This is a genomic window from Cytobacillus solani, assembly GCF_001420595.1.
GTDB classification, from domain to species: Bacteria; Bacillota; Bacilli; order Bacillales; family Cytobacillaceae; genus Cytobacillus; species Cytobacillus solani.
Genome location: NZ_LJIX01000006.1, coordinates 2,466,782 through 2,488,014 on the forward strand (window position 1 = coordinate 2,466,782; position 21,233 = coordinate 2,488,014).

Annotated in this window: 21 protein-coding genes, 1 pseudogene and 1 riboswitch; of the genes and pseudogenes, 9 read left to right on the forward strand and 13 right to left on the reverse strand. The window is 38.0% G+C overall.

Annotated features, from left to right (window positions below; all coding sequences use genetic code 11):
- Positions 1-3 precede the first annotated feature (3 nt).
- The gene (locus AN957_RS14145) at positions 4-927 is read right to left on the reverse strand and encodes a lysylphosphatidylglycerol synthase domain-containing protein (RefSeq protein WP_053476125.1); all 924 of its coding nucleotides are present in this window, start codon (positions 925-927) and stop codon (positions 4-6) included.
- A 173-nt stretch (positions 928-1,100) separates the two neighbouring features.
- Here AN957_RS14145 and AN957_RS14150 point away from each other — a divergent pair, with 173 nt between their 5' ends.
- Together AN957_RS14150 and yidC are read left to right on the forward strand one after the other, a co-directional pair.
- The gene (locus AN957_RS14150) at positions 1,101-1,391 is read left to right on the forward strand and encodes a hypothetical protein (RefSeq protein ID WP_053476126.1); all 291 of its coding nucleotides are present in this window, start codon (positions 1,101-1,103) and stop codon (positions 1,389-1,391) included.
- Between the two features lie 29 nt (positions 1,392-1,420).
- Positions 1,421-2,206, forward strand: a complete 786-nt coding sequence (gene yidC / locus AN957_RS14155) for a membrane protein insertase YidC (protein ID WP_053476127.1) — start codon at positions 1,421-1,423, stop codon at positions 2,204-2,206.
- A 24-nt stretch (positions 2,207-2,230) separates the two neighbouring features.
- Here yidC and crcB read toward each other — a convergent pair whose 3' ends face one another.
- Both crcB and AN957_RS14165 read right to left on the reverse strand, forming a co-directional pair.
- Positions 2,231-2,602: a fluoride efflux transporter CrcB gene (gene crcB, locus AN957_RS14160; protein WP_053476128.1), complete on the reverse strand. Its 372-nt coding sequence runs from the start codon at positions 2,600-2,602 to the stop codon at positions 2,231-2,233.
- Complete coding sequence (locus AN957_RS14165; protein WP_053476129.1) at positions 2,603-2,986, reverse strand: fluoride efflux transporter FluC; 384 nt, start codon at positions 2,984-2,986, stop codon at positions 2,603-2,605.
- Between the two features lie 142 nt (positions 2,987-3,128).
- On the opposite strand from AN957_RS14165, the gene AN957_RS14170 reads away from it, so the two are divergent.
- A complete protein-coding gene (locus AN957_RS14170) occupies positions 3,129-3,692 on the forward strand; it encodes a YhcN/YlaJ family sporulation lipoprotein (protein WP_053476130.1) in 564 nt (187 codons plus the stop codon).
- A 43-nt stretch (positions 3,693-3,735) separates the two neighbouring features.
- On the opposite strand, the gene AN957_RS14175 is transcribed toward AN957_RS14170, so the two are convergent.
- The 5 genes from AN957_RS14175 to AN957_RS14195 form a co-directional block, all read right to left on the reverse strand.
- Positions 3,736-3,936: a GNAT family N-acetyltransferase gene (locus tag AN957_RS14175; protein ID WP_180320706.1), complete on the reverse strand. Its 201-nt coding sequence runs from the start codon at positions 3,934-3,936 to the stop codon at positions 3,736-3,738.
- Positions 3,937-4,004: 68 nt separating this feature from the next.
- Positions 4,005-4,208, reverse strand: coding sequence for a DUF6501 family protein (locus tag AN957_RS14180; RefSeq protein ID WP_053476131.1), 204 nt, complete (start codon positions 4,206-4,208; stop codon positions 4,005-4,007).
- Positions 4,209-4,256: 48 nt separating this feature from the next.
- Entirely contained in the window at positions 4,257-4,493 is a 237-nt protein-coding gene (locus AN957_RS14185; RefSeq protein WP_056684716.1) for a hypothetical protein, read from the reverse strand.
- 94 nt (positions 4,494-4,587) lie between these two features.
- Positions 4,588-6,231, reverse strand: a complete 1,644-nt coding sequence (locus AN957_RS14190) for an AMP-binding protein (protein WP_053477536.1) — start codon at positions 6,229-6,231, stop codon at positions 4,588-4,590.
- 163 nt (positions 6,232-6,394) lie between these two features.
- Entirely contained in the window at positions 6,395-7,192 is a 798-nt protein-coding gene (locus AN957_RS14195) for a VOC family protein (protein ID WP_053476133.1), read from the reverse strand.
- A 309-nt stretch (positions 7,193-7,501) separates the two neighbouring features.
- On the opposite strand from AN957_RS14195, the gene sda reads away from it, so the two are divergent.
- Positions 7,502-7,633 (forward strand): sporulation histidine kinase inhibitor Sda, encoded by a 132-nt coding sequence (gene sda, locus AN957_RS14200; protein ID WP_053476134.1) that lies wholly within the window; start codon positions 7,502-7,504, stop codon positions 7,631-7,633.
- A gap of 120 nt (positions 7,634-7,753) precedes the next feature.
- On the opposite strand, the gene odhB is transcribed toward sda, so the two are convergent.
- Both odhB and AN957_RS14210 read right to left on the reverse strand, forming a co-directional pair.
- Complete coding sequence (gene odhB, locus AN957_RS14205) at positions 7,754-9,013, reverse strand: 2-oxoglutarate dehydrogenase complex dihydrolipoyllysine-residue succinyltransferase (RefSeq protein WP_056684719.1); 1,260 nt, start codon at positions 9,011-9,013, stop codon at positions 7,754-7,756.
- A 1-nt stretch (position 9,014) separates the two neighbouring features.
- A complete protein-coding gene (locus tag AN957_RS14210; protein WP_053476136.1) occupies positions 9,015-11,855 on the reverse strand; it encodes a 2-oxoglutarate dehydrogenase E1 component in 2,841 nt (946 codons plus the stop codon).
- Between the two features lie 411 nt (positions 11,856-12,266).
- A riboswitch (SAM riboswitch) is annotated at positions 12,267-12,377 on the forward strand.
- An 83-nt stretch (positions 12,378-12,460) separates the two neighbouring features.
- On the opposite strand from AN957_RS14210, the gene AN957_RS14215 reads away from it, so the two are divergent.
- Genes AN957_RS14215 through metH form a run of 4 tightly spaced genes read left to right on the forward strand, consistent with a single transcriptional unit; the run spans position 12,461 to position 20,058 of the window.
- Positions 12,461-13,582 carry a methionine biosynthesis PLP-dependent protein gene (locus AN957_RS14215; RefSeq protein WP_056684722.1) on the forward strand — a complete coding sequence of 374 codons (1,122 nt, stop codon included), beginning with the start codon at positions 12,461-12,463 and terminating at the stop codon, positions 13,580-13,582.
- A complete protein-coding gene (metC, locus tag AN957_RS14220) occupies positions 13,570-14,760 on the forward strand; it encodes a cystathionine beta-lyase (RefSeq protein ID WP_056684725.1) in 1,191 nt (396 codons plus the stop codon). The genes AN957_RS14215 and metC overlap by 13 nt, the downstream gene beginning before the upstream one ends.
- A 2-nt stretch (positions 14,761-14,762) precedes the next feature.
- Complete coding sequence (locus AN957_RS14225; RefSeq protein WP_053476139.1) at positions 14,763-16,628, forward strand: bifunctional homocysteine S-methyltransferase/methylenetetrahydrofolate reductase; 1,866 nt, start codon at positions 14,763-14,765, stop codon at positions 16,626-16,628.
- Positions 16,606-20,058 carry a methionine synthase gene (gene metH / locus AN957_RS14230; protein WP_056684729.1) on the forward strand — a complete coding sequence of 1,151 codons (3,453 nt, stop codon included), beginning with the start codon at positions 16,606-16,608 and terminating at the stop codon, positions 20,056-20,058. Before AN957_RS14225 ends, metH begins: the two co-directional genes overlap by 23 nt.
- Positions 20,059-20,106: 48 nt before the next feature.
- Here the strand turns inward: metH and AN957_RS14235 are convergent, their stop codons facing one another.
- Positions 20,107-20,421, reverse strand: coding sequence for a DUF3889 domain-containing protein (locus AN957_RS14235; RefSeq protein ID WP_056684732.1), 315 nt, complete (start codon positions 20,419-20,421; stop codon positions 20,107-20,109).
- Positions 20,418-20,558: a hypothetical protein gene (locus AN957_RS28100; protein ID WP_172797640.1), complete on the reverse strand. Its 141-nt coding sequence runs from the start codon at positions 20,556-20,558 to the stop codon at positions 20,418-20,420. The genes AN957_RS14235 and AN957_RS28100 overlap by 4 nt, the downstream gene beginning before the upstream one ends.
- A 130-nt stretch (positions 20,559-20,688) precedes the next feature.
- On the opposite strand from AN957_RS28100, the gene AN957_RS27770 reads away from it, so the two are divergent.
- The gene (locus AN957_RS27770) at positions 20,689-20,847 is read left to right on the forward strand and encodes a hypothetical protein (protein WP_156341146.1); all 159 of its coding nucleotides are present in this window, start codon (positions 20,689-20,691) and stop codon (positions 20,845-20,847) included.
- A 220-nt stretch (positions 20,848-21,067) separates the two neighbouring features.
- Here AN957_RS27770 and AN957_RS26940 read toward each other — a convergent pair.
- A pseudogene (locus AN957_RS26940) lies at positions 21,068-21,217 on the reverse strand (hypothetical protein); the annotation flags it as partial.
- Positions 21,218-21,233 lie beyond the last annotated feature (16 nt).

Consider the following 21,233-nt stretch of genomic DNA (forward strand, 5'->3'; position numbering starts at 1 on the left):
CCCCTATTTTCGTATATGTTTCTTCACCATAAAATGCCTCATAATAAATGGCGTCCCCAAAATAGCTGGAATGATGTAATAGCTTAGACGGTAAAACATTATAATTAACAGGCTAAGTTCTGCAGGCACACCCTTTGTCTCCATTCCAATTAGAAAAACGAGATCAAAGGAGCCAATTCCCCCAGGAATCAGGCTTATAATACCAGCACATGCAGAAATGATTACAATTGGAAATACTTTCGTAAAAGGGACAGACACACCTAAAAAATTTGCGATTCCCCATATACAGATGACAACAAATAACCACTCAAATATAGAGACAGCCATTAATTCACTAATATAGCCTCGTTTTACATGTCCTAAGTTCCAAAAGGACTTTTTAAGAAAGAATACGATCAAGAGAATAGGCGTGTATAAGGCAATGGCTAAGACAGCAATCTTAATAAATTTCACTTCGGAATAAACATGCATGTCGGAAAAGACAGTGATCCAGGATAGAATGGAAAGTCCTGACAAATAAAACAGTGATAATTTAGCAATTGTCTGGATATATGGTGTGTCATTCCTTACGTGAGATTTATAATAAAAGGATCGCAATGTTGTTCCTGCAACTCCGCCAAATCCGATAAGATTAGAAAAAGCATTAGCTGCAAGCGAAAAAAAGATGAGCTTTCTTTTCGGTATGTATATATGAAAAATTTGAAGTAAAATGACATCATAGAAAAACATTGGAGTAAGGGAAATTAAGCCAAGGAATAAAATAAATAAAAGTTTATTTAATGCAAGCTTGTCCAAATAATGATTAAGCAGCTGCCAATTAAAATCTTTGAAAATTTCCTTTGATTCAAAGGCAAGTATGAATAATATAAAAATGGGAATCAATATTTTTAAATATTTCACGAGTGTTTTTTGCTTTGGTAATAACAAAATACCCCACCGTTCTAAATTAATCAGTCTACCTACTATTCTATTACTCTATTCCCTTGTGTTCAACAGGAAACCTTGAGTATCAAAAATCAATGGATAATGTTCTTAATTGCTTAAAACGATAATTTACTCTATAATTTACCCATTGGCCTTAAGTAATGAGGTGAAAAAACATGACTGAATTTTTAATTGATATTTCGAATATTCCCACTGAATACACAATTTATGCAAGCTTTCTTTTAGGAATGATAGTTAAGTTTCTTTGGGTTTGGAAGATTGAATATCATTTTTATGACTCATTAAATACTGCAAATAAATTAGAAACATCAACCAATTTACCGATTCAGCAGTTATTTTATTATAAATATAGAAATCCATTATTAATTTGGATGATTAAATGCATTCGTAGCAAACAAAGTCCTGGTGATGATCCAGAAGGTGCTTCTCCTCTAATTGTTACATGATTTATTAACTATTATGAGGAGTGACAAATATGAAAAATCAGAAAAACATTCATTTATTTTTGTTGCTTGCAGCGGGAACAATGCTTTTATCCGCATGTAGCGCACCAAATACTCAAAATAGCGATGGTTTCTTCCAAAAGTTCGTTGTTGAACCATTTGCTTCTTTAATCCATGGAGTGGCTGTTCTCTTTCATGATAATTATGGGATTGCAATTATTGTGATTACACTTGCCATTCGATTATTGTTAATGCCTTTAATGTTAAAACAATATAAAAAACAGCAAATAATGAAAGAGAAAATGGATGTTCTTAAGCCAGAAATGGATAACATCCAAAAAAAATTAAAAGCAGCGAAGGATCAGAAAGAACAGCAAAAGCTACAGCAAGAGATGTTTGCCCTTTACAAGAAGCATAATGTCAATCCGCTTAATATGGGGTGCCTTCCAATCCTAATTCAAATGCCTATATTAATGGGATTTTATTATGCGATTAGAGGCTCTGAGGAAATCGCTGCCCATTCGTTTTTATGGTTTAATCTTGGTCATTCAGATATATGGATAACAGCTGTTGCTGGGATCGTTTATTACTTACAGTTCAAAGTTTCACAGGCGAATATGCCTGCTCAAACTCAGCAGCAAATGAAGTTTATGGGGCTTCTCTCCCCTATTATGATTGTTTTAATTTCATTAAATGCACCAGCTGCTTTGCCTTTGTATTGGACAGTCGGAGGTATTTTCTTAACCTTGCAAACTCTGCTTGGGAGAAAACTTTATCCATCCGAGAAATCAAAAAATACAGAAGTAAGCTCAAATTAACAATGAAGGAGTATAGCCGATATGCTATACTCCTTTTCCTATTTTTCCTAAAAGCATCCCAAGGAAAGCAAGGGTAATTCCTCCTGCATAGGTAACTGCAATATAAAAGAGTCCTGACGTTTTTTCTCTGCCTTCCAGCAGCTTTACTGCTTCTAAATTAAAGGTTGAAAACGTTGTAAAAGCGCCCATAAAACCTGTTCCAAGAAGTAAGGTCAACTTATCATCTTCTGCTGCCCCGAGTAGATAGCCTAATAAAAAGGAGCCCATCAAGTTTACTGTTAAAGTACCAAATGGTATCTTTCCTGGGTATTTTCTTTGAAGATAAGAAGTTGCTAAATAGCGGCAAATGGCTCCAAAAGATCCACCTATTGCAACTAAACATATATGAAACAACATCTATTTATGTCCTCTCTTTTTTAATGTACGGAAGTAGCCTAACCAAGCTGCCCCCAGCCCTCCAAATAAACTAATCAAAATGTATAGAAACACCAGACTAATTTCTCCATTATCAATGAGATTGATTATATCCGTGTTTAAGGTTGACATGGTTGTATAAGAACCGATTGCTCCTGTACCAATTGACAGAACTAACATGCGGTTTTCCTTCTCATTTTCACTGTACATCCTCGTGAAAACACCTAAGAAAAACGATCCGGTCAAATTTGCAATAAGGGTTCCAAATGGAAAAGCATGGATCCATAAATGATCAGACCAAACAGAAATAAAATAGCGTAGCAAGCTGCCGACAATCCCGCCAATTCCAATAAAAACATAAGTCATGCTTCTTCCCTGCTTTCCACACTTTTACCTCCCTATCATATCATTCATAAGGAAAAAATCTCATCATTATGAAAAATAAAGCATGGATAACTACTATTTAAGTAGGAAAAATAGATATGAATGAATTGAAAGGAGTGAGTGAATGTTGAAATATAAATGGATGATTACTGCAGCTTTAACGGCTGTTTTCCTAACTGCATGCGGGGCAAATAACAATGGAAATGATACAGCTCTCGGAAACCGTGATGTAACGGATCCTGTACGTGTAAATGATGGGAATCGCTTTAATGGTACAAATGATCTGAACGACCTTGATCCTTTGCTCCGGGTGAGAAATAACCCGCAAAATGACAATAATGATTCACCGAGAATGAGAGTAGCTGATAAAGCAGCAGATCGAATTGCGGCAATGCCAGAAGTAAAAGATGTCAATGTAATTGTTACAGATGATAATGCTTATGTTGCCGCACAGCTTGGTGAAGGTGTTGAGTTAACACGTGTAGTTGAAAGAAAGATTGCTGATCAGGTGAAAGCGGTTGATCAAGAGATTGACGATGTATATGTATCAGCAAACCCAGATTTTTATGATCGAATGACTTCCTATTCAAATGATATTCGTAATGGGGAACCAATGGAAGGTTTATTTGAAGAGTTCACAGAAAGTGTCCGCAGGATGTTTCCTTCAAATGTAAATAATCAACGGTAATGACTAATAAGAAAAGAGGATCAAAAGTTGATCCTCTTTTCCTTTATTTCATTTTTTCTAGAAGGAGCTTTTTTACCATTGGCCACTCTTCTTTTAAGATGCTAAAGTATACGGTATCACGAGCAAAGCCATCTGAAATAATTCTATCCTTTCGCAGTACTCCTTCTTTCACGGCACCAAGACGGGCAATGGCCTGCTGAGATCGTGTATTTCTTGCATCCGTTTTGAAAAAAACACGATTCAACTGCCAGATTTCAAATGCATGAGTGAGCAGCAAGTATTTACATTTTTACTGACAGTTCCTTTCTCCCATTATGCATTTTGGAAATAATCTTTGTAAAATCCGCCAACTTTTCCTGAATTATCAATAATAAAATAAAATTCCTCAGTTTCATTTTTTACTTCATACGTTTTGCCAGCTGTTAACGCTCTGTTCACGATATATTTAGCAGCATCTGTGTGCACACATTTAACCTTTTTCACTGTCTCTCGTTCATGCCAATTAAGATGAATCATTGTAGCAACTCCTTCATTCTTTATATTTAATAGTATAAAGAATTGGAGCTACTTCCTGCAAGATGATTCTCGTTTTTTTGAATTTGACTTTGAATGGGGGTAAATTTTCATTCGAATACTTCTGATCTTTTCTTCATCAAAAGTAAATATTTCAGTCGTAATCACATTCTTTAATGTAATATAGGTGATTTCACATATTCGGTCTATTCGAATAAATTCTAGAAATTCATAAGTCCGCCCATCGTAAACTAATTCTAATAAACGTGCATTCGCAAAATTATCCATTTTAGTAACCCTCTTTCTAAAAAGATGGCAATAGTTATATACCACCTATTTAGCATGTTTTAAACATTAAGAGGATAATGGATCTTGGGAAAATTCATTTCATCGAATTTACTCTTTCAATTTTTTCTTTCGCTTGCTCACGCAAACGGTATTTTTGAATTTTACCAGATGCTGTCATTGGGTAGGCATCCGTAAATTCAAAATGGCGAGGGATTTTATGACGAGAAATTTTTCCTTTGCAGTATTCACGTATGTCTTCGCTTGTAGCTAATTTACCTTCTTTTAATATAATCCATGCAACAACTTCTTCGCCAAATATCTCATCAGGTACACCAACAACCTGTACATCAAGGATGCTTGGGTGAGAGTATAGAAATTCCTCAATTTCACGTGGATAAATATTTTCTCCGCCTCGGATGATCATATCCTTTAAACGGCCTGTGATTTTGCAGTAGCCATTTTCATCCATCACTGCTAAGTCTCCAGTATGGAGCCAGCCATCTTCATCAATTGCCTCTTTTGTTGCCCCAGGATTTTTGTAATAGCCCTTCATGACTTGATAGCCTCTTGAGCATAACTCCCCTTGTATCCCATTTGAGACTTCTTTACCTGTTCCCGGTTCCACCACCTTTACTTCAACATTTGGTAAAGCCTTACCTACCGACTCTACACGCAGTTCAATTGGATCATCTGTTCTTGTTTGTGTAATGACAGGAGATGATTCAGTTTGTCCATAGGCAATCGTAATTTCCCGTACACCCATTTTTTCAATCACTGCCTTCATGACTTCAATGGGACAATTAGATCCTGCCATTACACCTGTACGGAGTGTAGAAAGATCATATTGATAGAAATCAGGATCGTTTAATTCGGAAATAAACATAGTTGGTACCCCGTGGATAGCTGTACATTTCTCATCCTGAACAGTTTGAAGTACTGCTTTTGGATTAAATTCTTGAATGGGAACCATTGTTGCTCCAACAGAAACACATGCGAGCGTACCGATTACACAGCCGAAACAATGGAAGAATGGTACTGGAATACATAAACGGTCATCCTTTGTTAAACGCATGCAATGAGCGATATTGAATGCATTATTTACAACATTATTATGTGTCAGCATGACACCCTTTGGAAAACCAGTTGTTCCTGATGTATATTGCATATTGATCACATCATCTGGATCAAGGCTATTCAAGCGCTCATCAAGCAGGTTATCAGGCACTGCTTCACCTAAAGCTAAAATATCTTCCCAGCTAAATGTCCCTGGGTATCGATTTTCACCAAGCACGATGACATTTTTTAAGAAAGGAAGTCGGCTGCACTGTAGGCGGCCAGGTTCACTCGTTTTTAATTCTGGCACGATTTCATACAGCATGTCTATGTATGATGCATCTCGATAATGCTCCATTAGGATAATCGTTGTTGCATCAGATTGCTTTAATAAATATTCAAGCTCAGCTGTTCGATAATTTGTGTTAACAGTAACGAGCACAGCTCCCATTTGACCTGTTGCAAATTGAGTAATGAGCCATTCTGGTGTATTGGTTGACCATGCAGCTATATGCTCTCCTTTTTCCAGTCCAAGTTTCATCAAGCCTTTTGCAGCACGTCTACAATATTCATCCAATTGCTTATACGTCAGCCTCAGTCCTCTATCTGCGTAGACAACTGCTTCATGATCTGGATGCAGCTGTGCTTTTTCCTCTAATAGCTTCCCAACAGTGAAATGTAACAACTCTGACATATGAACATCACCCTTTCGTTTAAACAGTAAAAACAGAACCACCCTGTAACGCTTACATTTTATGTTATCACACATTACGTAATATTCAATATTTTCTAATAATGATAAATGGAATAAAAAATGCGCTACTAGTTTGTAACGCATTTTTTATTATTTAGCTATATTGCGAGCCAAACAAAGTAAAAGACTTTGTATCAAGAACAGGGTCAAAATGAATTTCAAATGGCCTTTCTCCTCTTTTACATAGGATATTATGTATAGGACTGTCCTCACTATGTGGCTGGCAAAAGTGAATTTCAAACGTTTCTCCTTTAAGTACTGCCTTTTTCACCGATGAATGTTCATCCATATGAATATCCGGTAAGGTACAATCAAATATATTTGCCCAATCCCTTGCTGCAGATTCGCAGTCATTCACAGCAACTTGAATAAAATGAATGGAATGTTTCGTTAGACTTTCATCCAAGTATCCAAGATCTTTCAAATCTTTCATCCGAGCCGAATCCTCTTGTTCCCATTCAATAAAAAATGGATAAGGTAAGCTCGATGAGTCTTTAATAAAAAGCATTTTCCACCTAATTATAGACCCATCTTGCCTTTTTCTGCTTCCATTAAAAATTGGATATGTTTGATATCCTTTATTCTCGATCTGTTCTTTCAAGTCAACCATATTATTCGTTCGGAAACAAATTTGACCAAACCCTTCTCCGTTCGTGAGATCTCTAACAAGTTGCAAGATTAAAGGATTAGCAGATTTAGAGGCAATTTCTGTATTCTCAATCGTTAAGTATTCAATATATGCTTCTCCAACATAAAGTAAACTATTATATGTCCCCCATTTTTCATGGCTTCCGCCCATAACAGCATGAAAACCGCGCATCTTCCATTTTTCTACTGCCACATTAGGATGTTCCTTAATAAAGTGAACAATATGATCAAGTGCTAAGTTCATAGAATCACTCCTTCTTAGTATGATACTTCTATTGTAAATGGAAAAAGGGAAAGAAAAAAGAGAGCATCAGCTGCAAGCACAAGAATGAGCATGGATAAAAAATATCCACTTCGCTAATTTCATCATTGCATTCTCCTATAGATTTGCTTCCATTTTTCACCTATGTAGGGTAAACCACTTTTTTTCTTCACTTTTAAGGTTCAAAAGTCCTTTTTTTGTATTTTTTGAAAATGGGGGTTTTCAAATGTAGTAGAAACGATTAAAATGAATGAAAGCTTCATATTCAATCCATTACAGGAGGTATGCAGAATGAAGATTATGAGTAATGAACAATTGGTCGTCTCGTATCGTGATGCATTAAAGTCTGGGTTAGAGAAAGAATGGATTAGGATATTGAAAATGGAGATTACAAAACGAGGTTTAAAACCATTTAAAAAGTAAATGAGAAAATTTCAGAAGTGGAGCGACAGGTTTTGATGCCTTTCGCTCTTTTTTATTTTTTTAAAATAGTTCGCATGATACAAAAAAGCAGGGTGTCAAACATCCACCCTGCTTCCTCTATTACGCTTCAAATAATAATGATTCAGGATCTTCAATTAATTCTTTCACTCTAGATAAGAAAGTAACTGCCTCTTTACCGTCGACAATACGATGGTCATAAGACAAAGCAATATACATCATTGGACGATTCTCCATACGCTCTGCATCAATAGCAACTGGACGCAGTTTAATGGAATGCATGCCTAAGATGCCGACTTGTGGTCCATTAAGAATAGGTGTGGATAATAGAGAACCAAAAACCCCGCCATTTGTAATCGTAAATGTTCCTCCTTGCAGATCTTGTAAGGCTAATTTGTTGTTTCTTGCCTTTTCGGCAAGATCTAAAATATCCTTTTCGATTTCCGCAAAGTTTTTACGGTCTGCATCGCGTACGACTGGTACGACTAGACCTTCGTTCGCAGACACGGCAATCCCGATATCATAGAATTTTTTCAGAACGAGTTCATCACCTTGAATTTCTGCATTTAATAAAGGGCTTCTTTTCAATGCAGCAACAACAGCTTTTGTGAAGAAGGACATAAATCCAAGTTTCACGTCATTTTCTTCCAAAAACTTATCCTTACGTCGTTTTCGCAAGTTCATTACATTTGTCATATCTACTTCATTGAACGTTGTCAGCATCGCTGCTGTTTGCTGTACTTCTACTAGTCGATTGGCAATCGTTTGACGGCGGCGGGTCATACGAATACGCTCAACTTCTTTACCAGCAGGCTGAACGGCAGGTGCACCCTGCTGCTTTGGAACTGGTGTTGCTTGCTGCTTCACTTCCTCACGAGGGCTAAAGGATGATATATCTTGAGCACGAACACGTCCAAGCGGATCAACTGTCGGCACTTGTGTCAGATCAATCCCTTTCTCACGAGCCATTTTTCTTGCAGCAGGAGATGCGATCGGACGCTGTCCCTTCTGCTCATTGCTTACATGAACCGTTTCTTCTTGTAAGGCAGCGTGTTTCGGTGCCTCTTGAATTGGAGCTATTTCTGTTACGGCTTGAGGTTCAGCTGCTGACTCAGCAGCTGCTTCCCCGCTTTCATCAACTACGGCAATCGTTTCACCGACATTAACTGTATCGCCTTCCCCTGCTCTAACTTCCTTTAAAATCCCACTATGCTCTGAAATGATCTCGACATTTACTTTATCTGTTTCAAGCTCAACAACATAGTCCCCTTTATTTACGAAATCACCTGGTTTTTTTAACCATTGGGCGATCGTTCCTTCTGTAATCGATTCAGCTAGTTCCGGTACTTTTATGTCTGCCACCTTAATTTCCTCCCTCTTGCTTGTGCATAAATGCTTCTTCTATTATTCGTGCTTGTTCTTTTTTATGGACATTTGGATCCCCTTCAGAAGGGCTAGATCTTCTGCGTCTGCCAATATAGGAAACATCTATTTCCTTCTGTGCAATAAATTGTAATCTTGGTTCAACAAAATTCCATGAACCCATATTTTTTGGTTCTTCTTGTACCCAAACCATTTCCTTTAAGTTTGGATACCGTTTCATTATAGTTTGAATCGTTTCCAACGGGAATGGGTAGATTTCTTCTACTCGTAAAAGATGGAACCACTCTTGGTTATCAACATTTTTTAGGTTATCTGCTAAATCAATAGCCATTTTTCCTGTGGAGAGAACAAGCCGAGTTACTTTATCCGTATTTTGACCTAAACCAGGCTGCTCAATAACTGATTGAAAATCGCCTTCACTCAGCTCATGTCCGCTAGAAGCAACGAGCGGATGACGTAATAGACTCTTCGGTGCCATAATGACAAGCGGACGAACCTCTTCACGTTTCAGAATCGCTGCCTGTCTACGTAAAATATGAAAATATTGTGCAGCCGAAGTCAAGTTAGCTACAGTCCAGTTATTTTCAGCGGCTAGTGTTAAGAATCTTTCTAAGCGTGCACTCGAGTGCTCAGGACCTTGTCCTTCATAACCATGTGGCAACAGCATGACAAGCCCGGATTTTTGTCCCCATTTTGCTCTGCCCGCAGCGATGAATTGATCGAATATCACCTGTGCAGAGTTAGCAAAATCTCCAAATTGTGCTTCCCATAAAACGAGCGTTTCAGGTGCAAATACATTATAACCATATTCAAAGCCAAGAACAGCTGCTTCTGATAATGGACTATTATGAACGGCAAAGGAAGCCTTCGCCGATGATAATAAATGAAGTGGCGAATAGGATTTACCTGTGCTGCTGTCATGTAAAACAATATTTCGGTGGGCAAATGTGCCTCGTTCAGAATCTTGACCTGTCAGGCGGATAGGAGTTCCATCATGGAGAATGGATGCAAATGCTAAAGTTTCCGCATGACCCCAATCTATCTTCTTTTCTCCGTCAAGAGCGCTCATTCTACGGTTTAGAATTTTGTCTAGCTTATTGAAAACAGTAAACTTTTCAGGCCATGTTAACAGCTCTCGGTTAATTTCCTTAAGTTTTTCAAAAGGAACAGCTGTTTTGAGTTTTGGCAGGCCTTTTTCTACCGTTTCAGGCGGATTTAATTCTTCTGTTTCTTTTTTCGTTGCTGGTACTTTTTCATATGCAGCTTTCAGTTTTACTAATACGTCTTCTTCTATTTTGTCAGCTGTATCTTTGTTTATGATTAACTGATTTACTAGTTTCTTTCCATACAGTTCTTTTACCGTTGGCTGTTCATTAATGATTTTATACATTAATGGATTCGTTGCCATTGGCTCGTCCATTTCATTATGCCCAAAGCGGCGATAACCGATAAGATCAATTAAGAAGTCTTTCTGAAACTTTTCACGGTATTCACTAGCAAATCTTGCTGCAGCTATACAGCTTTCCGGATCATCTGCGTTCACATGCAAGATCGGAATCTCAAACCCTTTTGCGAGATCACTCGCATATCTAGTAGAACGTGAATCACGTGATTCTGTTGTAAAGCCGATTGTATTATTTGCAATGATATGGAGGGAGCCTCCAGTATTATATCCCTTCAACTGACCTAAGTTTAAAGTTTCTGCTACAATCCCTTGACCAGGGAATGCGGCATCCCCATGGATAATTATAGACATTGCCGAGTTTAAATTCTCAATTGGATAGCCTTTTGTTGATCGATTATCCTGTGCTGCTCGTGTAAATCCCTCGACAACAGAACCGACAAATTCAAGATGACTTGGGTTATTTGCCAATGTCAAACGTGTCACTGTAGTATTTTCGTCTTTAATTTGTTTATCAAGTCCAAGATGATATTTCACATCTCCTGTCCAGCCATAGCTAATCCCAATTGAACCTTCAGAAGGTACAAGCTCTTTATTTGGAGCATGCTGAAATTCAGCGAAAATCATTTCATACGGCTTCCCAAGCACATGGGCAAGCACATTTAAGCGCCCGCGGTGAGCCATGCCGATATTAATGGTTTTTGCCCCTTTTGATACAGATTCTGCAACTATTTCATCAAGTAAAGGCACCATTGAATCAAGCCCTTCAATTGAAAACCGTTTTTGACCGACAAATGTGCGATGAAGAAATTTTTCGAATTCTTCTACTTCAGTCAATCTTTTTAGAATCTTAGTTTTTTCTTCTTTTTGCAATTTCAGCTTTAAGCTGCCTGATTCAACTTTTCGGCGCAGCCAGTTCTTTTCATTTGCGTCATATACATGGTGAAATTCAAATGCAATTGTACCCATATACATGCTTTTTAAGTATTCAATCGCATCATACGCATTCTTTAGCGGAATTGGCGCATCTTTACAGATGACTCCAGCAGGGATTGCATACAAATCCTCTTCTATTAACCCGTAATGTGATAGCTCAAAAAGCATTTTTTCAGGTTCATGGTCATTTAATGGATAAATGTTTGCGGCAAGATGGCCGTATGTGCGAATATTATCTGCCAGACGTATAGCAGACAATGTTTTTTCTAATTGCGGAACAGTTTGATTAACACCACTAATTTCCGTCTTCCCTGTACGATTTTCTACAACTGGAGATCCTGTTGTTTCAAAGTACGCTCTCATTTCAGGATCAACAGACTCAGGGTTTTCTAAATATGCTTCATATAGTTCAATGACATAGCCAAGGTTCGGGCCATGAAAGCCTTCAGCAAAAGGCTTTTCGCCATTCAATGGCTTTTTCATGGAAAATGACCTCCATAACTGAATTTGTATTAAATGCATAATAAACTATTTATCCACTTTTTAACATTAAATGATAATTATTAGAATAATAATATTTTTCAGAGGATAAATCGTTTTCAAAGCCATTCTACCACGTAAAACCCTGTTGTTCAAAGGTTTTTAATATGAAAATAGTGAAAAATATTTTTTTTATCTATTCCAAGGAAAAACTTATTCTAAAAAAGTGTTTATGATCCTTATAAATAAATGTTAAATGGTGCAATTAATTTTTTAATCACTTCCTTTTTCGAAAAATATATAGAAGAATAGATAGTTTACATAATAATATTATTGTACCTTTACACATTTTTTTAAAATCCATTGACTTTTATTATAAGAATGTTGTAAAGTTTGAAATAATTAAATAATGATTTCTTATCAAGAGAGGTCGAGGGTAAGGCCCGTAGACACCTCAGCAACCATTAATCTATGAGATTAATAAGGTGCTAATTCCTGCAAGTTTTATAACTTGAAAGATAAGAAGAACGGCTAATTATTGATTATGAAAAAGTCTTCTTCTTAAAGAAGGCTTTTTTTTATTTTTATAGACAAAAGGAGTGTAAATAATGCATAAGCTCGACACAATCCTTGCCCAAATTGGCAATCGCAGCGAATTAGATACAGGAACAGTTAATCCACCCGTTTACTTTTCTACAGCCTATCGGCATGAAGGAATTGGACAATCAACCGGATATGATTACATCCGTACCGGAAATCCAACACGCCAATTGCTTGAAAAGGCAATTGCTGAGCTTGAAGAAGGCGACCAAGGATTTGCGTGTAGTTCAGGAATGTCAGCTATTCTAACCGTCCTCTCCCTCTTTCAATCTGGCGATGAATTTATCGTTTCAAAGGATTTATATGGTGGTACTTATCGGCTTTTTGAACAGGGCTGTAAGCAATGGGGATTACGATGTAAATATGTTCAAACTTTTTCTGCTGAAGTCCTGGAAAAAGAAATTACTGAACGAACAAAGGCCATTTTTATCGAGACACCAACGAACCCCTTAATGGAGCAAACCAATATCGAAGAGGTTGCTTATTTTGTGAAAAGGCATCAGCTTCTGCTGATTGTTGATAACACGTTTTTCACCCCCCTTTTACAGCAGCCCTTAAAACTAGGAGCAGATATTGTTATCCACAGTGCAACAAAATATTTAGGCGGCCATAATGATGTATTGGCAGGGCTTATCGTAGCTAAGGGCAAGGAAATCTGTGAAGCATTAGCTGCTAATCATAATGCTACAGGTGCGGTATTAAGTCCGTTTGACTCTTGGCTGCTTATACGTGGAATGAAAACACTATCTTTAAGAATGGAACGTCATGAAAGAAATGCAAAGGAAATTTTCAGATTTTTATTTGAACATGATGCCGTTACCGATGTACTTTATCCAGGACGAGGCGGAATGATTTCATTCCGAATCAAAGATGAAGGATGGGTAAATCCGTTTTTACAAACTCTTCGCCTCATTACTTTTGCAGAAAGTCTTGGTGGAGTAGAAAGCTTTATAACATACCCTGCAACTCAGACACATGCTGATATTCCAGAACATATCCGGTTTGAAACAGGTGTATGCAATCGATTACTGCGTTTTTCGGTCGGAATTGAGCATGTAGAAGATTTAATAAATGATTTAGAGCAGGCTTTTGCTAAAGCTCGGACGGAGGGTATGCAATGTGTGAGATAGAGTCATGGAGTTTTCAGACGAAGCTTCTTCATAATAGTCAAAAAATTGATCATCTAACTGGTGCAGTCAGTGTTCCAATTCATCATGCATCTACCTTCCATCAGTATGATATCGATTCATTTGGAAAGTATGACTATAGCCGAAGCTTAAATCCAACGAGAGAAGCATTGGAAACGGTTATAGCTGATATGGAGGAAGGAACTAGAGGCTTTGCATTTTCTTCAGGAATGGCTGCAATTTCAACTGCATTCCTTTTATTGTCAAAGGGAGATCATGTAGTAATTACAGAGGATGTATACGGCGGAACATACCGCTTTGTAACTGAAGTGCTTTCAAGATATGGAATTAACCATACTTTTGTTGATATGACTGATTTAGATAATGTTAAGCAAGCTATTCGTCCAAATACAAAGGTCTTTTACGTTGAAACTCCATCCAATCCACTGTTGAAAGTAACGGATATTAAAGCAATCAGCTCGATCGCTAAGTCTCATGGGGCTTTAACCTTCGTTGATAACACCTTCCTAACACCAGCATTACAAAAGCCATTAACTTTAGGAGCAGATGTAGTACTGCATAGTGCAACAAAGTTTTTATCTGGGCATAGTGATGTTGTTGCTGGTCTTACTGTAGTAAAGGACCCAGTTCTTGCAGATAAAATCGGATTTTTGCAAAATTCATTTGGAGCAGTGCTTGGTGTACAGGATGCTTGGCTCGTTCTACGCGGAATCAAAACGTTACATGTGAGACTTGCTCAATCTATCCAATCGGCCAAACAAATCGCCCAAGCCCTTAAGGAAAATCCAGCCATCAAAAATGTTTACTATCCTGGCCTGGAGGACCATCCACACTATGTTTTACAAGGCAGGCAAGCAAAAGATGCTGGTGCTGTCCTCTCATTTGAACTTGAAAATGAAAGTATATTAAGAGATTTTGTTTCAAAGGTGAAAATTCCTGTGTTTGCTGTGAGTCTTGGTGCTGTGGAATCCATCCTTTCCTATCCTGCAAAAATGTCCCATTCAGCCATGCCCCTTCATGAACGTGAAAAACGAGGAATTAGTAATAGTCTCCTTCGCCTTTCTGTTGGTTTGGAGAACTCAGAGGATTTATTAAGGGACTTTAAGACAGCACTATCTGCAAGTAGTTTCGAAGAAAAAGTATTTCATAGAGGAGGATGAAAATGAGTTTACTTGAAAGAATGAAAAATGAAATCCTCATTGCTGATGGAGCAATGGGTACCCTTCTCTATTCTTATGGGACAGATTGCTGCTTTGAAGAATTAAATATATCCCAAGCGGAACAAATCCAGCAAATTCATAAAGCATATATCCATGCGGGTGCAAACCTCATTCAAACAAATTCCTATGCTGCCAACTATATTAAGCTGCAAAGATATGGCCTTGAGGATAATGTAAAGGAAATCAATACTGCCGCAGTCCGAAATGCCCGAAAAGCTGCTGGAAAAGACAGCTATGTAGTTGGGACGATTGGCGGAATCCGAGGAATGAAGCCAAATATGGTTTTTCTTGAGGAGATAAAAAGAAGTTTTCGGGAGCAGCTCTATTGTCTCCTTCTTGAAGGGGTAGATGGTATATTACTTGAAACGTATTATGACATTGAAGAACTGGAAAATGTACTCCAAATTGTTCGGAAAGAAACTGAATTACCTATTATTGCCCAGGTTTCCCTTCATGAAGTCGGTGTTCTTCAGGATCAAACACCGATTTCAAAAGCTATCGAACGTCTCGAGAATCTTGGTGCAGATGTTGTTGGGTTAAATTGCCGTCTTGGCCCCCATCATATGCTAGTAACATTAGAGGATATTCCCCTTCCTAGCCGAGCCTATTTATCGGCTTATCCAAATGCAAGTATCCCAGCTTATACGGATGGGAAATTTCATTATGAAGGAGACCCAAATTATTTCAGACAATCTGCAAAAGCTTTTCGAAATCAAGGTGTTCGATTAATTGGCGGATGCTGCGGTACAACGCCTGATCATATTCAAGCCTTTGCATCTGAACTCAAGGGCCTCCCTCCAATTTCAGAAAAATTAATTAAGAAACGTGAGCAGATACGTATTTCTGATGGAAATATACCTGTAAGAGAATATACTCCTTTAGAGGAAATCGTAAAAATGAGATCATCTGTTATTGTCGAACTTGATCCCCCTAAGCACCTTAATACAGCAAAATTTTTCGAGGGTGTGAAGGCTTTTAAGGAAATTGGAATTGATGCCATAACTCTTGCTGATAATTCACTAGCAACGCCAAGAATTTGTAATTCAGCACTAGGATATCGGGTTAAAAAGGAAATGGGCATGCGTCCATTGGTACACATTACATGCAGAGACAGGAATATTATTGGTCTTCAATCTCATTTGATGGGACTTCACACATTAGGACTATATGATGTATTGGCGTTAACCGGTGATCCGGCAAGAGTCGGTGATTTTCCTGGGGCTTCTTCCGTATACGATTTATCATCATTTGAGTTAATTCAGATGATTAAACAATTTAATGAAGGGATTTCTGTCTCAGGAAAACATTTACAGGAACAATCGGTTTTTTCTGTTGGTGCTGCCTTTAATCCGAATGTTCGATCCATCGAAAAAGCCGTGCAAAGACTGGAAAAGAAAATTACTTATGGGGCAGATTATTTCGTTAGCCAGCCAGTTTTTTCGTTGGAAAAATTATTGGAAATCCATGGAGCGGTCAAACACTTAAAAAAGCCCATATACATTGGGATTATGCCATTAACAGGGAGTAAAAATACAGAGTTTCTTCATAATGAGGTACCAGGAATAAAAATATCAGAAGAAATACGCAGCCGTATGGCCAATCTAAAGGATGACCCAGTCCATGCAGCTCGTGAAGGAGTAGCAATTGCGAAATCTTTAATCGATGCAGCATGTGAACTTTTTAATGGAATTTACTTGATAACACCGTTTATGCGTTTTGATCTTACTGCTGAATTAGCATTATATGCACATGAAGTGAGCGCTAAGATTACGAGGAGGAACAAAAATGCAAAAATCAGTATTAACTGAACAACTAGAGAAAAAAATTCTCATTATGGATGGTGCAATGGGTACCATGCTTCAAAATGCTAATTTGTCTGCAGATGATTTTGGCGGTGAGGAATATGAAGGCTGCAATGAGTATTTAACAATTACCCTCCCTTCTCTTATTGAACGGATTCACCTTGAGTACTTACATGCTGGTGCTGACATCATTGAAACAAATACCTTTGGCGCAACAAGTGTTGTTTTAGAAGAATATGGGCTAGCTCACAAGTCTTATGAGCTTAATAAGAAATCTGCTCAGATTGCTAAAAAGGCAGCTGATCAACTATCAACAGATGAATTTCCGAGATTTGTTGCTGGTTCTCTGGGACCAACAACAAAAACATTAAGTGTTACAGGTGGTACGACATTTGAAACACTAATTCAATCTTATGAGGAGCAAGCACTAGGGTTAATTGATGGAAATGTTGACCTTCTTCTACTTGAAACGAGTCAGGATATGCTGAATGTAAAAGCAGGATTCATTGGCATTCAAAACGCTTTCAAAAAAACGGGTAAACAATTGCCGCTTATTATATCTGGAACGATTGAACCGATGGGGACCACACTTGCTGGACAATCGATTGAAGCTTTTTACATCTCACTAGAACATATGAAGCCATTGGCTGTTGGATTAAACTGTGCAACAGGCCCTGAATTCATGCAGGATCATATACGATCCTTATCAAGTCTTGCATCTACAGCAATTAGCTGTTATCCGAATGCAGGACTGCCTGATGAGGAAGGGCAATACCATGAAACCCCTGAGACGTTAGCACAAAAGCTAGGAGGCTTTGCTTCGGAAGGCTGGCTGAATATTGTCGGGGGCTGCTGTGGAACTACCCCTGAACACATTAAAGCAATTGCCGAAGAAATGAAAAAGTATTCACCGCGAGTGTTTGAAAAAAATACAATTCATAAAGTTTCCGGAATCGAACCATTTATTTATGATGATCCTACCCTTCGTCCAATTATGGTTGGCGAACGTACGAATGTCATTGGTTCACGAAAGTTTAAGCGGCTGATAAGAGAGGGAAAGTTTGAGGAGGCATCTGAAATTGCACGCGCACAAATAAAAGGTGGTGCCCATGTAATCGATGTTTGTCTTGCAGATCCTGATCGAGAAGAGCTTGAAGATGTAGAAAACTTTATGAAAGAACTTGTCAAAAAAGTGAAAGCTCCCCTAGTCATTGATTCTACAGATGAAAATGTGATAGAAAAGGCTCTGACGTACTCTCAGGGCAAAGCGATTATTAACTCGATTAATCTTGAAGATGGAGAAGAAAAATTCGCAGTGACCGCTTCCCTTATTCATACGTATGGTGCTGCTGTGGTCGTGGGTACGATTGATGAAAAAGGAATGGGTGTTACTGCTGATAAGAAGCTTGAAATTGCGAAGCGTTCATACAAATTACTTGTAAATAAATACGGTATTCAACCGGAGGATATTATTTTTGATCCGCTTGTCTTTCCTGTTGGAACAGGTGACGCACAATATATTGGATCAGCAAAAGCCACGGTAGAAGGCATTCGGTTAATTAAAGAAGAAATGCCCGAAGTTCAAACGATCCTAGGTATTAGTAATGTGTCATTTGGCCTCCCTCCTGTCGGTCGTGAGGTATTGAATTCTGTCTTTCTCTATCACTGCACACAAGCTGGCTTAGATTATGCAATTGTCAATACGGAAAAGTTAGAGAGATTCGCTTCTATTCCTAAAGAAGAAGTGCTGCTTGCAGAAAAGCTGCTTTTTGAAACAACGGATCAAGCGCTAGCAGAGTTTACAGACTTTTATCGTGATAAAAAAAAGGAAAAGAAAAGTATTTTACCTGATATGACACTGGAGGAACGTCTTGCCTATTATGTTGTTGAGGGAACGAAAGAAGGCCTGACAGCTGATCTCGAAGAGGCACTTAAAGTCTATCCTGCTCCCCTTGAAATCATAAATGGCCCATTAATGGCTGGAATGAAGGAAGTTGGCCGATTGTTTAATGATAATCAACTAATTGTAGCCGAGGTACTTCAAAGTGCAGAAGTGATGAAAACTTCTGTGTCATTTCTTGAGCCTTATTTGGAAAAGGATGACACAACAGCTGGAAAAGGAAAAATTGTACTTGCAACTGTTAAGGGTGATGTACATGATATTGGTAAGAATTTAGTCGATATTATTTTAAGCAATAATGGATATGAAGTGATTGATCTTGGAATTAAAGTGGCACCAGCGCAGCTAGTAGAGACGATAAAAAAGGTAAAGCCCAATATGGTCGGATTATCTGGTTTGCTTGTGAAATCAGCACAACAAATGGTCATTACCGCCCATGATTTAAAACAAGCTGGAATTGACATCCCAATTTTAGTTGGCGGTGCAGCCTTATCACGAAAATTCACCGATACAAAAATCGCTAAAGAGTATGATGGCCTCGTTCTTTATGCAAAGGATGCGATGAACGGCCTTTCACTTGCCAACCAGCTTCAGGAGCCTGCAGAAGTAGAAAAACTGAAGCTTCTGCAGGTCGAAAAACAAACGGCTGCTTTGAATGCTGTACCTTTTGAAAGAATCGGATGGCATACCGCAACCGCCATAAAAATGAGACCAAAATTAGATATAAATGTTCCTGTTTTTGTTCCAATGGATCTAAAACGAAGATTATTGAAGTCCTATTCCCTTTCACATATTGAACCCTATATTAATAAGCAAATGCTAATCGGACATCATCTTGGCTTAAAAGGCAAGTTCGAAAAATTGCTTGATGAAGGTGATGAGAAGGCGATTAAAATGAATGATATGGTGAATGACTTGCTTCAGGAATCAAAGGCAAATGATTGGATCAAGCCTGCCGCAGTTTATCAATTTTTCCCTGCACAGTCAGATGGCGATAAGGTGATTATATATAATGAAGAGCAAACAGCTATTATTGAAACATTTGAATTTCCAAGGCAGGAAGTTGAACCATATCTTTGTCTAGCAGATTATTTGAAGTCTACAGATAGCGGACAAATGGATTATGTCGCCTTCTTTACCGTTACTGCTGGAAGAGGGATTCGTCAAGTGGCAGACCATTTAAAAGAACAAGGCAGATTTCTAGAATGCCATGCCCTGCAGTCGCTTGCCCTTGAAACAGCTGAAGGTTTTGCTGAACTCATACATCGTCAAATAAGAGACCGTTGGGGATTCGCTGATCCAGTTGAAATGACAATGAAGGATCGTTTCTCAGCTAAATATCATGGGCAGCGTTATTCTTTCGGTTATCCTGCATGTCCGGACTTAGAAGATCAGAAAAAGCTCTTCCGTTTAATCTGTCCGGAGGATATCGAAGTTCATTTAACAGATGGATGTATGATGGAGCCAGAAGCATCCGTTTCGGCTATCGTCTTTGCCCATCCTGAGGCAAGATACTTTAATGTGTTGAAAGTATAAATTAACCCAATAGCAACCGCTTGTATTGTGCGGATGCTATTGGGTTTTTTAATTGCTCGTTTTTTGTGTATGTACACGTATAACCCGATCATTTTTTGGATCAAATTCAATCTGAATGAGTAGCCCGAACTCTTTTCCCTGATCATCCACCCAAAGCTTAAACTTTTCTATCGAAGAATTTGGCTTGTCCTCTCTACCAATATGCAAATAGTCTACAATATTCGCACGAGGATATTTTTCTTTGGCTGTCTTAACAGCGAGTTGTCCCCATTTTGCATAGGAAGGTGGCGATGCAAAAGAAGGATAGCCAGAAAATAATAAACCTCCTATAATCAATAGACAAGCAAATACATTCTTCTTCATGTACTTTGTCCCTTTGTATTATTAGCTTCAGCACGCATTCGTTCTTCCTCTTCTTCCACACATATATAGGCAATTTGTTCGGACATTAAATGATGCATAATATCTTTATCATCTAAACATTCAATATCTTTTTCCATTGAAATCATACCTCCAATCAGACTTGTTTATATGTTTTGTTAATGGAAGTATGCTTATTCAAAACGAGTATGAGTTCGTGAATAATTTTGTTGAATTTCCGCACTCTATTATCAGGAGGTGTAATAGATAATGGAAGATAATATCCCTGAAATGACATTATTAATAGAAAGCATGAATGGTGCATTTACTACGGAATCAGCTGTAACAAACTCTGGAACGGATTACGAAATGTCGGATGAAGAAAACAGCAAGCATGATGAGCAAATAAAATTTGTTTTTGAAGATTAATTTTACAATGTATAAATTAGAAACTAATTGGGTCATTGCGTGTGCTGGTTATACCCCAAATCACAATGGTTTATGACAGAATTTGAAGGGCTAATAAAAATATGTGTAGTAAAGTAGAATTTGGGCGAAGATCGCTAATAAAAAGGAAGCTCTGTCTTTATCTATGCAGTCTTCAGACAGATTAATTGCAATCAGAAAAAATCGAGTCCTAACCAGTTTCTCATGCACATTCCCTGGAGATGATGATTATACAATTCAGAGCAGCCAGAGTTTTTTTACAATAGATAACTAGATTATTATGCTGGAAATCGAGCATTTTTGATAACCTATTCCCTGCCTTCACCACTTCTTTTTGACCCGCTTCTGCGCTTCCGCATTTTTTACCA

Coding starts and splice junctions, on each gene's coding strand:
- AN957_RS14180 (WP_053476131.1), bottom strand. CDS start 4,208: ATGATTCATCTTAATTGGCATGAACGAGAGACAGTGAAAAAGGTTAAA.
- AN957_RS14165 (WP_053476129.1), bottom strand. CDS start 2,986: ATGACTTATGTTTTTATTGGAATTGGCGGGATTGTCGGCAGCTTGCTA.
- sda (WP_053476134.1), top strand. CDS start 7,502: ATGAAGATTATGAGTAATGAACAATTGGTCGTCTCGTATCGTGATGCA.
- AN957_RS27770 (WP_156341146.1), top strand. CDS start 20,689: ATGGAAGATAATATCCCTGAAATGACATTATTAATAGAAAGCATGAAT.
- crcB (WP_053476128.1), bottom strand. CDS start 2,602: ATGTTGTTTCATATATGTTTAGTTGCAATAGGTGGATCTTTTGGAGCC.
- AN957_RS14225 (WP_053476139.1), top strand. CDS start 14,763: ATGAGTTTACTTGAAAGAATGAAAAATGAAATCCTCATTGCTGATGGA.
- yidC (WP_053476127.1), top strand. CDS start 1,421: ATGAAAAATCAGAAAAACATTCATTTATTTTTGTTGCTTGCAGCGGGA.
- AN957_RS14235 (WP_056684732.1), bottom strand. CDS start 20,421: ATGAAGAAGAATGTATTTGCTTGTCTATTGATTATAGGAGGTTTATTA.
- metH (WP_056684729.1), top strand. CDS start 16,606: ATGCAAAAATCAGTATTAACTGAACAACTAGAGAAAAAAATTCTCATT.
- AN957_RS28100 (WP_172797640.1), bottom strand. CDS start 20,558: ATGGAAAAAGATATTGAATGTTTAGATGATAAAGATATTATGCATCAT.
- AN957_RS14150 (WP_053476126.1), top strand. CDS start 1,101: ATGACTGAATTTTTAATTGATATTTCGAATATTCCCACTGAATACACA.
- AN957_RS14215 (WP_056684722.1), top strand. CDS start 12,461: ATGCATAAGCTCGACACAATCCTTGCCCAAATTGGCAATCGCAGCGAA.
- AN957_RS14170 (WP_053476130.1), top strand. CDS start 3,129: ATGTTGAAATATAAATGGATGATTACTGCAGCTTTAACGGCTGTTTTC.
- AN957_RS14185 (WP_056684716.1), bottom strand. CDS start 4,493: ATGGATAATTTTGCGAATGCACGTTTATTAGAATTAGTTTACGATGGG.
- AN957_RS14195 (WP_053476133.1), bottom strand. CDS start 7,192: ATGAACTTAGCACTTGATCATATTGTTCACTTTATTAAGGAACATCCT.
- AN957_RS14210 (WP_053476136.1), bottom strand. CDS start 11,855: ATGAAAAAGCCATTGAATGGCGAAAAGCCTTTTGCTGAAGGCTTTCAT.
- metC (WP_056684725.1), top strand. CDS start 13,570: ATGTGTGAGATAGAGTCATGGAGTTTTCAGACGAAGCTTCTTCATAAT.